Raw genomic sequence first — 15212 nt, forward strand, 5'->3', positions numbered from 1 at the left:
CCCTAATTTGCTATATCTAGCGTAAAGGGTATACACCAAAGTCGCAAAGCCACCCACGGGTGGCTTTGTTATATTATGTTTAATGATACAGTTAGGAGCTTTTATGCGTACCGCAATTATTTCTCACCCTCATTGTCGTAAACATAAAATGATTGATGATCACCCAGAGTGCCCAGAGCGGTTAGATGCTATTAACGATCGCTTACTAGCAAGCGGGTTAGATATTGCTATTGAGCAAAAGCAAGCGCCTAAAGCGCAACGAGAGCATTACTTACTTGCGCATGACGAATCATTAGTTAGCTTTGTTGAAAGTAAAATACCTACCCAAGGGCTTGTCGATTTAGACGGTGATACTTGGTTATGTCCCGATTCATTAAAAGCAATTGAGCGTGCAGTAGGAGCCGGTATTTTAGCGGTAGATGAAATACTAGAGGGCAACCTTGATGCTGCATTTTGCTCGGTGCGCCCGCCGGGGCATCATGCAAATCGCACTACCTCATCCGGTTTTTGTGTATTTAACAACCTTGCTATTGCGGTTAAATATGCACAAAGCAAAGGGGTTAAGCGCATTGCTATTGTTGATTTTGATGTACATCATGGTAATGGCACTCAAGATATATTTATAGATGATAAAAACGTCTTGTTTTGCTCTTTATTTCAGCATCCATTTTATCCCAATACAGTGGTTGAAAATAACACCACGTTAGTTAATTCACCTTTGCCAATTGCCAGCGACGGTAACGATTTAAAAGCGGTATTTGAGCAGCAATGGCTGCCTAAACTAAATGCTTTTAAGCCTGACATGTTATTTATTAGCGCAGGATTTGATGCTCACCTCGAAGATGATATGGCTAGTTTAAAGTTTGTAGAGGAAGATTACCGCTGGCTAACCGAGCAATTAGCCCGCTTTAGTGAGCAGCATAATTGCCGCGGTATAGTGTCGTATTTAGAAGGGGGGTATGCGCTTTCTGCATTGGGTCGCAGTGCAATTGCACATGTAAAAGCGTTAGTCGATTATGAGTAACGCAAATGCTTGCTCAGGTGTTAGCTGCTTAATTTTACTTAGGCAACACTGACCTTCTTTTAGCAAATAATCTTTCACTAAATCTGCTAATTCAATGGCACTAATGGCTGTTTTTGGCTCGCCACTTAATGTTGTATAACTATACTTACTATCTAAAATAATAATTCTGCTTTTTTGCAGCTCATCCATCGCATATACAAAATCATCTACTTCATCAGGCTGCTCAGCTAACTCAATTTCATTGTTATAAATAATAATTTTTGGATACGACATGCTTATTTATTGTCCTACATCAAAGGGGGAATATTTGCTCGATTTATACTCGCTTATTAGTGCAAATTTAGGGAGTAGAATAATGCCACACAGTAGCCGTTTTCAAAAAGTAGGTGATATTTTTACTAATAAGGTAATAACCTGTAGCAAGCATACGCCATTAATTGATGCGGTTAAACTAATGCGGGCACATAATATCAGTGCAATATTTATTGCGCAGCAACAACGCATATTAGGTGTTTGGACAGAAACAGACTGTTTAAAACTCGACTTTACCAATCCTGCAGTTACAAGCACTAGCATTAAAGATGTGATGACGAGCCCGGTCTTAAGTGTCCCTAGCCAGCAGTTATTAAGTGATACCGCACTAACTTTTCATCAGCATGGTGTAAGGCATTTACTCGTTACCGATAACAACAACGTACCGTGTGGGGTAATTAGCATTACAGATATTGTGCGCAATCAAGGGCTTGATCATTACTTACAGTTTCGCACTATTAACGACCAGTACACTAAAAACATAACAATTGTACCTAGCTCATTAGCGGTAAATGAAGCGGTGAAACTAATGCGTGAACGCAGCGAAAAAGTTATTTTAGTTTTTAATCAACAGCAAAAAGAACATGGCATTATTACGCAGCGCGATTTATTACAACTGATCACACGCCAGAGCGAGCAGAGTGTTTGCTGGGATTTAGCAAGTCGGCCGCTTTATAAAATAACCCCACAAGATAGCCTGTTTGATGCTTACAAATTAATGTTAGATAGCCAAGTACGGCATTTAGTGGTGAGCGACAAAGATGAAATTAAAGGCGTGTTGTCACTCGAACATTTAATACATGAAATTGAAAGTGCGTATTGTGCTGAGCTAGAAAAAGTATTAGTGCAACGAGATTTAGCCCTACAGCACTCGCAGCGAAACCTATATTTAGCCAATAAAATAATAGATTCATCACTCGACGGCATAATGATCACCCATAGCAACAGCACTATTATGCAAGTAAACCCAGCATTTACCCAATTGACCGGCTATAAAGAACATGAAGTTATAGGTAAGTGCCCAAGTATATTGAGCTCGGGGCGGCATGATAAAAGCTTTTATATAAAAATGTGGGGTGCAATTAACAAAACGGGTGTATGGCAGGGTGAAATTTGTAATCGTAAAAAAAATGGCGATATTTATGTAGAGTGGTTAACTATAATTGAAATTAAAGAGCCTAATAATTCAGATGCTATTTATGCGGCAATTTTTAGTGATATAACCGAGCGAAAAAATGCTGAAGATAAAATTGTGCAGTTGGCTTATTTTGATGAATTAACGGGCCTACCAAATAGGCGTTTGTTTAACGACAGGCTCAAAATGGCTTTGGCTGCAGCCCACCGCGACCAGCATTTATTGGCGGTGATGTTTATTGACCTCGATCGCTTTAAAGAAGTAAACGATAGTTTAGGCCATAGCGCAGGGGATTGTTTATTAACTCTGGTTGCTGCGCGTATCGAAGCTACTTTAAACGAAGGCGATACCTTAGCGCGTTTAGGAGGAGATGAATTTGTAGTGCTGTGCGAAATAAATAAGATTGATGCAGTAGCTAATTTAGCTGAAAAAATACTAAATAATTTAAACACTCCGTTTCAATTAGACCATGTTGAAGTAGGTGTAACAGCTTCGATTGGTGCGGCTGTTTACCCTGATGATGGCCTAGACAGCGAAACACTGCTAAAGCATGCCGATATTGCTATGTATCGCTCAAAAGATGTGGGGCGTAATTCGTTTCAATTATTTAAACCTTCTATGAATGCTCGCTCGCTAGAGCGCCTAGCCATGATGAGTCGTTTTCAGCATGCGTTAGATAATAACGAATTTGAATTGTATTTTCAGCCAAAACAATGCCTTAAAAGTGAACAGATTATGGGCGTTGAGGCATTATTGCGTTGGCACGACCCCGATTTGGGAATGATATCGCCCGCGCAATTTATTCCGCTTGCTGAAGAGCTAGGGTTGATAGTGCGGTTAGATTTATGGGTTATTAATCAGGCGGGTAAAGTACTAACGCTATGGCAAAAAGAAGGACTGGTGGCTGGGCGCTTAGCAATTAATATATCGGCATGTCATTTAAGCCAAGGCAAGCTGGCAAACAATATTGGCACTATGCTTAAACATTATAATTTACCCGGTAGTTTACTTGAAATAGAACTGACAGAAAGCAGCTTTATTAGCTCATTTACACAGGCTAAAACGCAGTTGCAGCAGCTAAAAAAGCTGGGCGTGCATATAGCATTAGACGACTTTGGTACCGGGTACTCGGCATTGAGTTATTTAACTAAACTGCCTTTTGATACATTAAAAATAGACGCGAGCTTTATTGCTAAAATCCCTGATGAATACGGCAATAGCCAAATAGTTGCAGCGCTTATTGCACTGGCAAGCAATTTAAACTTAATGGTAGTGGCAGAGGGAGTTGAGCAGCTAGCTCAAAAAAACTACCTTATTAGCTTAGGGTGTAATGTTATACAGGGGTATTACTATTGCCGCCCGTTAACGCAGCGGCAATGGTTTGATTTTTATCGGTTAAACGACTTATCTGCGAGCACTCAACCAACTGGCACTTAGCCTACGGTTACTTCGTAAGAGGTGAATTTTCGAATGTTAATAACGCCTTTTTCAAAAATTAAATACTGACCTTTAATGCCTTGTAAAACACCGCTTACTACCGGGTCTTTATCAAAGTTAAACGAGCTGATTTTGGTTGGGTATTCGCTTACCGGAAAGTTTAAATCAACTACGTCTTCATCTAGCTGTTCAATAGCTGTTGCGCCAAATAGCTCGCTTAGCTCATTTAGCTTTGCACTAATTTGTGGAATAAGCTCAGCGGCTGCAGCTTTCAAATCTAGCGCTTCGTTTTGGCCTTTTAGCATATTGCGCCAATTAGTTTTATCAGCAATAAATTCAGCCAATGCCACTTCTACTAAGCCTGATTGCAACCGTGTTTGCACTTTAAAAATAGGCAATGCTTGGGTAGCGCCTTGATCAACCCAGCGAGTTGGTATTTGCGTGTGGCGAGTAATACCCACTTTTAGTCCTGAGGTATTAGCGAGGTAGACGTAATGCGGGATCATGCAATTTTCTTCTCCCCACTCTGGCTCGCGGCAAGTACCTTGATCGTAATGGCAGGTTTCTGGCTTCATAATACACATATCGCAACTAGCAAGTTTGCGCATGCATACAAAGCAATGGCCTTGAGAATAGCTTTTTTTGGTTTTTTTACCACAGCTAGAGCATAAAATTGTGCCGCTAAAAGTAAGCGTTAGCTCTTTACCTATAAATGCATTTAAGTCGACTAAGTGCTCACCCACAGGTAAGTGATATTGTACCGGCTCGGTTAAGCTCGATTTTAATTTACGCAATGTGCCTTGCATCTTTACTTGGCCCCTAAAGATGTTAAAAGGGGGAGTCTAACATTTTTAAATTATATTGGCTGTTTAAGTACTGTAAATAATCGTCATACGCGAGTGGTTTGGCGTAAAGGTATCCTTGTGCGTGATCGGCGTTCATACCTTTAAGTAAGTCGTGAACCTCTTGCGTTTCTACCCCTTAAATAGTAATTGTTGACATCCTCCACCACCTCGCCAAGCGCCTGAACAAGTTCAGGAAAGGAGGGGGATTCCGATTAGTTTAAAACCATCGGGGCCTTGTGATCACTCATAAGGCAAGTTCCTGCTTCAACAAGCTGACTAATGTCAATCTCTCCACAGGCTAGAACGCGATGACCTCGCGCTAAAATATTTAATGCGCCAACATGATCCGCATTATCTTGATAACCGCACTTCGCACATTCAAACTTAGACTGCGTTAATCGGTTATCTTTTGATTGATGACCACACGCCGGACACGTTTGACTGGTATGTTTCGGATCAACAAAAATAACCTGACCGCCGAGCCAATCCTGCTTATATTTCAGCATCTCTTTAAACATTCCCCATCCTTGATTGAGAATGACGCGGTTTAAGCCAGATTTTTGTTTCACCATTTTTCCATGCTGCTCACTGCTGCCTTTGCTGTTTTTCGTCATATTTCTAATTTTAAGATCTTCTAGCACGATGATTGCGTGGCTTTTGCTCAACTGTGTTGAGATCTTATGTAATTTGTCATGACGAATATTGGCAACTTTCGTATGAAATGTTGTGATCTTTGCTTTTAATTTTTTCCAGTTACTTGAAAATTTCACTTTTCTAGCAAGTTGCTTCTGTAATCGTTTGATCCTGATTGTCTGTTTACTGGTATCTATCGGCTCCACAAAACTGCCATCAGAAAGGGTAATTAGGCGTTTCACGCCTAAATCTCCCCCAATCATGGCGTTTGATGGGTGCTTAGGTGGTGCTACTTCTTGTTCAACTTGGATTGAAACAAACCAGTGCTTTCCTTTTTGTGAAACAGTGACGTTTTTAGCTTTTCCTAAAATAGCTTGGCTTTTTCTAACATTAACCCAACCGATTTTAGGTAAAAAAATACGTTTCCCATTCTTGTCGATTTTAAAGCCTTGAGGAAAATTAAAGCTATTCACCTCTCCTTTTTTCTTAAAAGTAGGCATCCGTTTGAGTGGTTGGTTTTTATCGAATGCATCTTTAAAGGCGCGTTCAAGCTGTTTTAATGTTTGTTGGATAGTTTGTGCGGGCGATAGTGTTAAAAAGCCATACTCCTCGCTTTTTTTTCCAAAGTTTGGAAAAGAAATCCAACTCTTGGTAGTAGCAAATTTTTTGTTTATTCTGTAACTTAAATAAGTTAATCGCTAAGGCTTTATTCCACAAGAATCGACAATTTCCCGCATATTGCACCATTTTAGCGTTAATATCGGGTGTTGTTTTTAAACGAAATTTATAAGCTTTGCGAATAACCATACTGTTATTATATACAGTATAATTAAAAAGGAACAACCCACTTAGTCGCTTCGCGACTATTGCCTTATATCACCGACCTAAAGGAGCGGTGTATTACGGCAAAAGTTGATAAAAAATATTAATATAAGTATTGCTGCGGCTAGCGCATGATAACGTAACGTTTTAAATTCCAAATTATGCTGTGCTTTTTTTGATCCTTTCAAATAGTGTAGCACTAAAAAAGCGCAGACAAGCTGCGCTTTTGATGTTTACATTTAATAGTAATATTAACCAATAGGTTATATTTAACTATTTTGCTCTCTCGCAATAGCACGATATGCAATATCAGTACGATATTCCATGCCATCCCAGCTGAGTTGCTTTATTAGCTCGTAAGCGCGTTGCTGCGCTTCGGTTACTGTATTACCCAGTGCGGTGGCACATAATACACGTCCGCCCGCAGTTACTACGTCATTACCGTTTTGTTTAGTACCAGCATGAAATACTTTTTCGCCAGCAGGGTAGTCAACCTGTAAACCCGATATAACATCGCCTTTAGGATAATCACCAGGATAGCCTTTAGCGGCCAGTACTACACCAACGGCTGCACGTGGATCAAACTCAATGGTGGTTTTATCCAGTTCAACACGATTAGCCGCTTCAATTAACTCGACTAAGTCTGATTGCAAACGTAGCATCATAGGTTGAGTTTCCGGGTCGCCAAAACGACAGTTATACTCAATTACTTTTGGCGTGCCATCGGTATCTATCATTAAGCCAGCGTATAAAAAGCCTGTGTACGGATGACCCTCGCTCGCCATGCCCTCTACCGTTGGGTAAATCACTTCGTTCATAATACGCTGATGAATTTCATCGGTAACTACTGGCGCAGGTGAATAAGCACCCATACCGCCAGTGTTAGGGCCAGCATCGCCATTGTAAGCGCGTTTATGATCTTGGCTAGTGGCAAATGGTAATACGTTTTTGCCATCTACCATCACAATGAAAGACGCTTCTTCACCTTCTAAAAACTCTTCGATAACTACGCGGCTACCAGCATCACCAAAAGCATTACCCGCAAGCATGTCACGAATAGCATCTTCAGCCTCGGCTTCAGTCATCGCAACAATAACGCCTTTACCTGCGGCTAAACCATCTGCTTTGATTACAATTGGCGCGCCTTTTTCTTTTAAATAAGCAAGGGCAGGGGCAACCTGTTCAAAGGTTTGGTAATCGCCACTAGGGATATTGTGACGCGCTAAAAAGTCTTTAGTAAACGACTTTGAGCCTTCAAGCTGAGCTGCGCCCGCTGTTGGGCCAAATATAGCTAGGCCGTGTTCACGAAACTTATCAACCACACCTAATACTAACGGGATCTCAGGGCCTACAATAGTAAGCTCAACATTATTTTGTTGTGCAAACTGAAGTAAACCGTCTAAGTCGTCAACATTTATTGCAACGTTCTCAAGTTTTGGCTCAAGTGCTGTGCCCGCATTACCAGGGGCTACAAATACTGTGTTTACTTTGGTGTTTTGAGCGGCTTTAAACGCAAGAGCGTGTTCGCGGCCGCCGCTGCCAATGACTAAAACATTCATGGCGAAAAATTCCTATTTAAAGCGGTTTTTTAAATTTCAGCGTCATGCGGTCACTCTCACCAATAGCTTTATATTTATCGGCATCTTGCTCGCCTAAACGTAAGCTTGGTGGTAGCGTCCATACCCCTTTAGGGTGATCGGCTGTATCTTTTGGGTTAGCATTTATTTCACTACTAGCAACTAATTCAAACCCAGCTTGTTTAGCTATTTCAATTACGTAGCTTTGCTTCATGTAACCACTGCTTTTTTGATCGTCATCGGCGCGTGCTTCAGGCAATCTATGCTCCACTACACCTAAGGTGCCACCTGGTTTGAGCGCGGTATAAAAAGATTTAAACGCACTAAGTGCGCCGTCTTTATTTTTACCCATATACCAGTTATGCACATTTCTAAAGGTAAGTACCATATCGGCGCTATTTGCAGGGGCAAGTTCGGTGTGAGTAACAGGAGCAAACTCAGTTACTATTACTTTACTAAAACGTGGGTCTTGCGTTACTTTTTGTTCAAACTCAGAGCGAGAACGCTGATAAAAGCCAGTCGCATCTTTTGGAAAATGCGCGGCGTAAAATTTGCCATTATCTTTGAGTACAGGCGCTAAAATTTCGCTGTACCAACCACCACCGGGCGATATTTCTACCACGCTCATATTCGGCTTTAAGCCAAAAAATGCCAGCGTTTGTGCTGGATGACGAAACTTGTCACGCTCACTGTTTTTAGCAGCGCGCTGCTCATAATTAAGTGCATTAGCAACTAATGAGTTTTCACTGTGGTTATGAGCCAAGCTTGCTGCAGAGCTAAGCGCAATAGTGGCGACAAGTATAGATTTTAAAGCAAATTTCATCATTTTATTCTTCACTGTTAGTTTAATGAACAATCAGAATACGTTAATTGATTGCAAACAAACAGAGCTAAACTCAAACTTCAGTGTTTAGCTCTATAAGTGATTAGTGGCGGAAGTGGCGCATACCAGTAAGTACCATTGCCATGCCAGCTTCGTCTGCTGCGGCAATCACTTCTGCATCACGCATTGAGCCACCTGGCTGAATTACTGCCGTTATGCCAGCGGCTGCAGCTGCGTCAATACCATCACGAAATGGGAAGAATGCATCCGATGCCATAACTGAACCTTTAACTTCAAGGTTTTCATCTGCTGCTTTAATACCGGCAATTTTAGCCGAGTAAACGCGGCTCATTTGGCCCGCGCCTACACCGATTGTCATACCGTCACGGGCATATACAATGGCGTTAGATTTAACAAATTTAGCTACTTTCCAGCAAAATAATAAGTCTTTAAGCTCTTGCTCAGTAGGTTGACGCTTAGATACAACTTTTAAATCGCCTTGCGTTACCATGCCTAAGTCGCGGTCTTGCACTAAAATACCGCCATTAACGCGTTTAATATCTTGGCCTGCGGCTTTACCTGTCCACTGTCCACATACTAATAAACGTACGTTTTGTTTAGCCGAAACAATTTTGGCTGCAGCGTCAGATACGCTAGGAGCAATAATTACTTCCACAAATTGACGCTCAACAATTGCTTCCGCGGTTGCTGCATCTAACTCTTGGTTAAAGGCAATAATGCCACCAAATGCCGACGTAGGGTCGGTTTTAAAAGCACGTTCATATGCTTCAAGAATATTGCTACCGATAGACACGCCACATGGGTTTGCATGTTTTACGATTACACAGGCTGGTACGTCAAATTCTTTAACACACTCAAGCGCAGCATCGGTATCAGCAATGTTGTTGAAAGATAACGCTTTACCTTGCAGCTGAGTTGCTGTTGCTACTGAAGCTTCAACAATATCGTTTTCAACATAGAAAGCCGCGTCTTGATGCGAGTTTTCGCCGTAGCGCATATCTTGCTTTTTAGTGAACTGCATATTGATAGTGCGTGGGAACTTAGTATCTTCGGCGGCTTCCTCTGTGTAATCAGGAACCATTTTACCGAAGTAATTAGCAATCATGCCATCGTACTGAGCGGTGTGCTCGTAGGCTGCTATAGCAAGGTCAAAACGGGTTTTATAGGTAGTAGAACCCTTATTGCTTTGCATTTCGCTGATCACGCGGTCGTAGTCGCTGGCGTTTACCACAATAGTAACGTCTTTATGATTTTTAGCCGCTGCGCGAACCATAGTCGGGCCGCCAATATCTATGTTTTCAATAGCATCTTCAAGGCTGCAGTTTTCTTGAGCGACAGTATTCGCAAAGGGGTATAAGTTAACTACAACAATGTCGATAGCAGAAATATTGTTTTCTGCCATTACGCTTTCATCTTGTCCGCGACGCGCTAAAATGCCGCCGTGAATTTTTGGATGAAGTGTTTTTACGCGGCCATCCATGATTTCTGGGTGACCTGTGTGATCTGATACTTCAGTGACTTTTATGCCGTTATCAGCAAGTAGTTTACAGGTACCGCCAGTTGATAAAATATCAACACCTTGCGCTTCTAATGCGCGGGCAAATTCAACTATACCGGTTTTATCAGACACACTTAATAGTGCGCGACGAATGGGACGATGTGTATCCATTGTAGTTTGATTTCCTCAGTTTATGAGCTAGCTTAGAAGCGGGCATTTTAACTGATAACAACTCAAAAAACGACTTATTAAGGGTGAGCATTTTGCAATTAGCACTTGTAGCAATAATGCAGCTCCTTATGGATTAACTAAGGTTAAACCTTATGTTATGCATTTATTACTAGCATAATTGAGTACTTAACCTAAATTATGCTTAAAAGGCAACGCCAATCTACATGAATAATACTAACGCTTAGTGACACCAACCAACTAAAACATGAGCATTTTAGCTTATTAAATAACTAACTCAGTGCGTTGAAAATAGCTGCTAAAGATAGGTTTACTAGCTGGAAATCAGGTTAAATAGCAGGCATAAAAAAAGCACCCTAAGGTGCTTTTATATAAATTAACGGCCATAAATAGCTATTAATTTATACCCTATGTATTGGCTTAGTAAGCATGCTTACCAGTCAATACAAAAAGTATTAGTTCATGCCGTATTTTTTAAGCTTTTTACGTAAAGTACCACGGTTGATACCTAGTAAAATTGCTGCACGTGTTTGGTTACCACGTGTATACGTCATTACTTCTTCCAGTAATGGCGCTTCTAGCTCTGAAAGAACAAGGTCGTAAACGTCTTGCACATCTTGACCGTTAAGCTGCTTTAAATAGTGGTGAACAGCTTTCTTTACTGCGTCACGTAATGGCTGCGGTTTCTCGTGTGCCTGAACATGAGGGTTAGTGATAAATGGAGAAGTCACGTTTTGTTCGAACATTATTTAATCTCTTTCTTTCTTAGTTAGCTGCTAGTGTTTTAAAGTATTGCTCTAATACGTCAACTTGTGTAAGTGGGTTGTCGATCGTATTAAATACTCGCCTAAACTGACCATCACGGTCATGGGTTTGCAAATACCAAGATACATGCTTACGAGCAATTCGCGCTCCCATTGGCTCACCGTAAAACGTATGGAGATTAGTTAAATGCTCCATTAAAATACTGCGCACCTCTGCAATAGCAGGTGGCTGTAAATGCTCTCCGGTTCGCAAATAGTGGTCTATCTCCCTAAATATCCAAGGGCGACCTTGGGCGGCTCGGCCAATCATAATGGCATCTGCACCCGTATAATCTAATACCTGCTTTGCTTTTTCTGGTGATGTAATATCACCGTTTGCAACCACAGGAATCGACACCGAACGTTTAATGTCCCTAATCGTGGCGTACTCAGCTTCACCCTTGTACATACATGCGCGTGTGCGCCCATGTACGGCAAGTGACGCTATGCCATAACGTTCAGCTATTCTCGCAATCTCTACACCATTACGGTTATCCAGATCCCATCCAGTACGGATTTTAAGTGTTACAGGTATATCAACAGCATTAACGACTGCATCAATAATCTCTTCCACAAGTTCAGGAAACTGTAATAAAGCAGAGCCAGCGAGTTTCTTGTTCACTTTTTTTGCTGGGCACCCCATATTGATATCTATGATTTGTGCACCATTAGCAACATTGAATTGTGCGGCCTGTGCCATAAGTTCAGGATCAGCTCCTGCAATTTGCACCGCGCGTATTCCCGACTCACCGCTGTGATCCATACGGTTCATCGATTTTTCGGTTTTCCAAACATCAGGATTCGATGATAACATTTCAGACACAGCAAGCCCCGCACCTAAGCGGCGACAAAGTTGTCTAAATGGTCTATCTGTAATACCGGCCATAGGCGCGACAATTACGTTATTCTCAAGTTGGTATTTACCGATACGCACTATATTCAATAGGCCTCTTTTCAAGGGGCGCTAAGTTTACGGTTTTTTTAGCAAAAATCAAAGGCTATAAATTGAACAAAAGTGACTTTTTTTTGCCTTTTTCGTATTGACATTTGATAACCGTATGACAAAGCGGTTTATTTGTTTGAAATTTAAGCAGCTTTTATTTTTAGTATAAAATAGAGATAAATTTTATTTTGTAAATAAATGGTAAAGCCTGTTAAATACAGGCTTCAGATGCTTGTTTTAAGTAAAAGCTCTAAATAGCGTTGGGCAGTGCTTATGCTTTTTTAGTGCCACTTACACGGGTCCAATCACCTTCAATAGCAATGTCGTCCAGCTCAATAAAGGGGGCATAAACATCGGCAACCGATTGCGCTTGCTCAGTTAAAATCCCCGACATAGCTATTTTGCCACCGGGTTTTAATAACCCTAAAATAACACTATGCAGTTCACGTAACGGTTGCGCTAAAATATTAGCAACGACTATATCGGCACTAAATTCAGGTTGGTTTTCTGGCAGGTATACTTCTAATTTGTCGGCAACACCATTACGGTTAGCATTATCTAAGCTCGCTTCTAGTGCTTGTGGGTCTATATCTATACCAATCATGCGCTCTGCGCCAAGTTTAATAGCAGCAATGCCCAAAATGCCCGAGCCACAACCAAAATCAACCACGGTTTTACCGGTTAAATCTTGGCTTTCAAGCCATTTTAAACACAATGCGGTAGTCGCGTGAGTGCCAGTACCAAATGCAAGGCCTGGGTCGAGTAATACGTTTACTGCATCTGGATCAGGAATATCGCGCCAGCTTGGGCAAATCCAAAGTCTTTCGCCAAATTGGATTGGGTGAAAGTTATCCATCCACTCACGTTCCCAATCTTTGTCTTCAAGTTGTTCTATTTTATATGTTAGATTTTGCGCAACTGATTTATCTGCGTTTAACAGCGCTACAACGCTATCCATATCGTGATTAGCATCAAATAAGCCTATTACCGTAGTATCGGCCCAAAATTGCACAGTGCCTATTTTAGGCTCATAGATAGGCGTGTCTTTGGCGTCAATAAAAGTAACCGATGCACTACCAGCTTCAACTAGTAGATCACTAATTAAATCAGCGTTATCAGCGTTGGCGTTAATACGAATTTGGATCCAAGCCATGTTTATTTCCAGATAAAGGGGGTAAATAGAAAAAAGGCCGCAAGAGCGGCCTTTTTAGTTTTAATATGTATTAGCCGCTTATTATTTAGCGTCTAAAAAGCTTTTCAGTAAATCAGAGCGAGAAGGGTGACGTAATTTACGCAGTGCCTTTGCTTCTATTTGACGAATACGTTCACGTGTTACGTCAAACTGCTTACCTACTTCTTCTAAGGTGTGGTCGGTATTCATATCAATACCAAAACGCATACGCAGTACTTTAGCTTCACGGGCTGTTAGGCCAGCAAGTACGTCGTTAGTTGCGCCACGAAGCGACTCCATAGTTGCCGAATCAATTGGCGAATCAATGGTCGTATCTTCGATAAAGTCACCTAAATGCGAATCTTCATCATCACCAATCGGTGTTTCCATCGAAATTGGCTCTTTAGCAATTTTAAGTACCTTACGAACTTTGTCTTCAGGCATCATCATGCGTTCAGCTAATTCTTCTGGATTTGGCTCACGGCCCATTTCTTGTAACATTTGACGTGAAATACGGTTAAGTTTATTAATCGTTTCAATCATATGTACCGGAATACGGATCGTTCTTGCTTGGTCAGCAATAGAGCGCGTAATTGCTTGGCGTATCCACCACGTAGCATAAGTCGAAAACTTATAACCACGGCGATATTCAAACTTATCAACGGCTTTCATCAAACCAATATTACCTTCTTGAATTAAATCCAAGAACTGTAAACCACGGTTTGTATATTTTTTAGCAATTGAAATTACCAAACGTAAGTTAGCTTCAACCATCTCTTTTTTCGCACGGCGAGCTTTAGCTTCACCAATACTCATACGACGGTTTATGTCTTTTATACGCTCAATATTTAAGCCAGTGCTACTTTCAATAACACGTAACTTATTAAGACTACGAATGATCTCAGGCTTAACTTCTTCAAGTTTTGCCGAGTACTTTTCGTTAGCTGCAATTTCTAAATCAACCCAAGTTGCATCCGTTTCGTTATTAGCAAAGTGCTTAACAAACGTTTTCTTTGGTAACTTAGCAATTTGTACTGCTTGTTTCATGATAAGACGTTCTTGAACGCGAACTCTGTCCATCATTTCACGCATGTTATTAACCATGCGATCAAATTGCTTAGGTATTAATTTAAAGGTTTTGAATAACTCACCAATTTCAAATATAGCGGCAAGAGAATCTGGGTGCGAGCGACCTTTAGCTTCAAACGTTTCACGTGCTTTATTATATAAATCACGTAAATTTTCAAAATGAACACGTGCTTCTTCAGGATCTGGCCCTGTGTCTACTTCTTCTTCGTCTTCATCATCTTCGTCGCTGTCGTCATCGTCTTTATCGTCATCATTAAGTTGCTTAGCACTTAATTCTGAACCAATATTAGTTGCTGAAATTGGCGCTGTATCTTCATTAGGATCAATAAAGCCAACGATAATATCGCTAAGGCGCATTTCTTCTGCTTCAAACTTATCCCACTGCTCGAGTAGGTAAGTAATTGCTTCAGGGTATTCAGCAACCGAAATTTGTACTTGGTTAATGCCTTCTTCAATACGCTTAGCGATTACAATTTCGCCTTCACGGGTCAGAAGTTCAACAGTACCCATTTCACGCATGTACATGCGTACCGGATCCGTTGTGCGGCCGATCTCTTTTTCTACGGTCGCAAGGGCTGCAGCGGCAGCTTCAGCTGCGTCTTCGTCTGTCGTTGTTTCTTGCATCATTAGTTCATCGGCATCTGGCGCGTTTTCGCTAACCTTGATACCCATGTCATTAATCATGCTAATGATATCTTCTACTTGATCTGAGTCTATAATATCTTGTGGAAGGTGATCATTTACTTCTGCAAAAGTTAAGTAGCCTTGCTCTTTACCTTTTAGAATCAGAAGTTTTAATTGTGACTGAGGAGTTGGATCCATAGAGATTTTTTCTTCCACTCTGATAAGTTGATACAACAGGCGCCATCATGTAGTTTGCCTTAAAGCTA

At 41.1% G+C, this 15212-nt stretch carries 13 protein-coding genes; 2 read left to right on the forward strand and 11 right to left on the reverse strand.

Annotated features, from left to right (window positions below):
- Positions 1–103 precede the first annotated feature (103 nt).
- Positions 104–1024, forward strand: a complete 921-nt coding sequence (locus tag PNIG_RS01790) for a histone deacetylase family protein (protein WP_011327049.1) — start codon at positions 104–106, stop codon at positions 1022–1024.
- On the opposite strand, the gene PNIG_RS01795 is transcribed toward PNIG_RS01790, so the two are convergent.
- A complete protein-coding gene (locus tag PNIG_RS01795) occupies positions 1007–1297 on the reverse strand; it encodes a DUF4144 family protein (RefSeq protein ID WP_011327050.1) in 291 nt (96 codons plus the stop codon). The two genes, PNIG_RS01790 and PNIG_RS01795, sit on opposite strands and share 18 nt — an antisense overlap.
- Before the next feature lie 82 nt (positions 1298–1379).
- Here PNIG_RS01795 and PNIG_RS01800 point away from each other — a divergent pair, with 82 nt between their 5' ends.
- Positions 1380–3908 carry an EAL domain-containing protein gene (locus PNIG_RS01800; protein WP_089367655.1) on the forward strand — a complete coding sequence of 843 codons (2529 nt, stop codon included), beginning with the start codon at positions 1380–1382 and terminating at the stop codon, positions 3906–3908.
- Here the strand turns inward: PNIG_RS01800 and PNIG_RS01805 are convergent.
- The 10 genes from PNIG_RS01805 to rpoD form a co-directional block, all read right to left on the reverse strand.
- The gene (locus PNIG_RS01805) at positions 3905–4714 is read right to left on the reverse strand and encodes a DUF2797 domain-containing protein (protein WP_011327052.1); all 810 of its coding nucleotides are present in this window, start codon (positions 4712–4714) and stop codon (positions 3905–3907) included. The genes PNIG_RS01800 and PNIG_RS01805 overlap by 4 nt on opposite strands.
- A gap of 251 nt (positions 4715–4965) precedes the next feature.
- Positions 4966–6027, reverse strand: a complete 1062-nt coding sequence (locus tag PNIG_RS01810) for an RNA-guided endonuclease InsQ/TnpB family protein (protein WP_425273570.1) — start codon at positions 6025–6027, stop codon at positions 4966–4968.
- On the reverse strand, positions 5933–6193 hold the full coding sequence (locus tag PNIG_RS20350; protein WP_197108402.1) for a helix-turn-helix domain-containing protein: 261 nt from the start codon (positions 6191–6193) through the stop codon (positions 5933–5935). The genes PNIG_RS01810 and PNIG_RS20350 overlap by 95 nt, the downstream gene beginning before the upstream one ends.
- 284 nt (positions 6194–6477) lie before the next feature.
- Positions 6478–7767 (reverse strand): phosphoribosylamine--glycine ligase, encoded by a 1290-nt coding sequence (gene purD, locus PNIG_RS01815; RefSeq protein ID WP_011327055.1) that lies wholly within the window; start codon positions 7765–7767, stop codon positions 6478–6480.
- Between the two features lie 16 nt (positions 7768–7783).
- Positions 7784–8608, reverse strand: coding sequence for a class I SAM-dependent methyltransferase (locus PNIG_RS01820; RefSeq protein ID WP_089367656.1), 825 nt, complete (start codon positions 8606–8608; stop codon positions 7784–7786).
- A gap of 103 nt (positions 8609–8711) precedes the next feature.
- Positions 8712–10298: a bifunctional phosphoribosylaminoimidazolecarboxamide formyltransferase/IMP cyclohydrolase gene (gene purH, locus PNIG_RS01825; protein ID WP_086996647.1), complete on the reverse strand. Its 1587-nt coding sequence runs from the start codon at positions 10296–10298 to the stop codon at positions 8712–8714.
- Positions 10299–10771: 473 nt separating this feature from the next.
- Complete coding sequence (gene fis / locus PNIG_RS01830) at positions 10772–11062, reverse strand: DNA-binding transcriptional regulator Fis (protein ID WP_011327058.1); 291 nt, start codon at positions 11060–11062, stop codon at positions 10772–10774.
- Positions 11063–11081: 19 nt separating this feature from the next.
- A complete protein-coding gene (gene dusB, locus PNIG_RS01835) occupies positions 11082–12053 on the reverse strand; it encodes a tRNA dihydrouridine synthase DusB (protein WP_172459251.1) in 972 nt (323 codons plus the stop codon).
- A gap of 280 nt (positions 12054–12333) precedes the next feature.
- On the reverse strand, positions 12334–13215 hold the full coding sequence (gene prmA / locus PNIG_RS01840; RefSeq protein WP_089367657.1) for a 50S ribosomal protein L11 methyltransferase: 882 nt from the start codon (positions 13213–13215) through the stop codon (positions 12334–12336).
- 81 nt (positions 13216–13296) lie between these two features.
- The gene (gene rpoD / locus PNIG_RS01845; RefSeq protein WP_011327061.1) at positions 13297–15144 is read right to left on the reverse strand and encodes an RNA polymerase sigma factor RpoD; all 1848 of its coding nucleotides are present in this window, start codon (positions 15142–15144) and stop codon (positions 13297–13299) included.
- Positions 15145–15212 lie beyond the last annotated feature (68 nt).

Origin of the sequence: Pseudoalteromonas nigrifaciens, assembly GCF_002221505.1 — a bacterium.
In the GTDB taxonomy this organism is placed as follows: Bacteria; Pseudomonadota; Gammaproteobacteria; order Enterobacterales; family Alteromonadaceae; genus Pseudoalteromonas; species Pseudoalteromonas nigrifaciens.

Bases quoted from the DNA above. Each gene is read 5' to 3' on its own strand.
- rpoD (WP_011327061.1), bottom strand. From the start codon at position 15,144: ATGGATCCAACTCCTCAGTCACAATTAAAACTTCTGATTCTAAAAGGT.
- PNIG_RS01800 (WP_089367655.1), top strand. From the start codon at position 1,380: ATGCCACACAGTAGCCGTTTTCAAAAAGTAGGTGATATTTTTACTAAT.
- purH (WP_086996647.1), bottom strand. From the start codon at position 10,298: ATGGATACACATCGTCCCATTCGTCGCGCACTATTAAGTGTGTCTGAT.
- PNIG_RS01820 (WP_089367656.1), bottom strand. From the start codon at position 8,608: ATGAAATTTGCTTTAAAATCTATACTTGTCGCCACTATTGCGCTTAGC.
- purD (WP_011327055.1), bottom strand. From the start codon at position 7,767: ATGAATGTTTTAGTCATTGGCAGCGGCGGCCGCGAACACGCTCTTGCG.
- prmA (WP_089367657.1), bottom strand. From the start codon at position 13,215: ATGGCTTGGATCCAAATTCGTATTAACGCCAACGCTGATAACGCTGAT.
- fis (WP_011327058.1), bottom strand. From the start codon at position 11,062: ATGTTCGAACAAAACGTGACTTCTCCATTTATCACTAACCCTCATGTT.
- PNIG_RS01790 (WP_011327049.1), top strand. From the start codon at position 104: ATGCGTACCGCAATTATTTCTCACCCTCATTGTCGTAAACATAAAATG.
- PNIG_RS01805 (WP_011327052.1), bottom strand. From the start codon at position 4,714: ATGCAAGGCACATTGCGTAAATTAAAATCGAGCTTAACCGAGCCGGTA.
- PNIG_RS20350 (WP_197108402.1), bottom strand. From the start codon at position 6,193: ATGGTTATTCGCAAAGCTTATAAATTTCGTTTAAAAACAACACCCGAT.
- PNIG_RS01795 (WP_011327050.1), bottom strand. From the start codon at position 1,297: ATGTCGTATCCAAAAATTATTATTTATAACAATGAAATTGAGTTAGCT.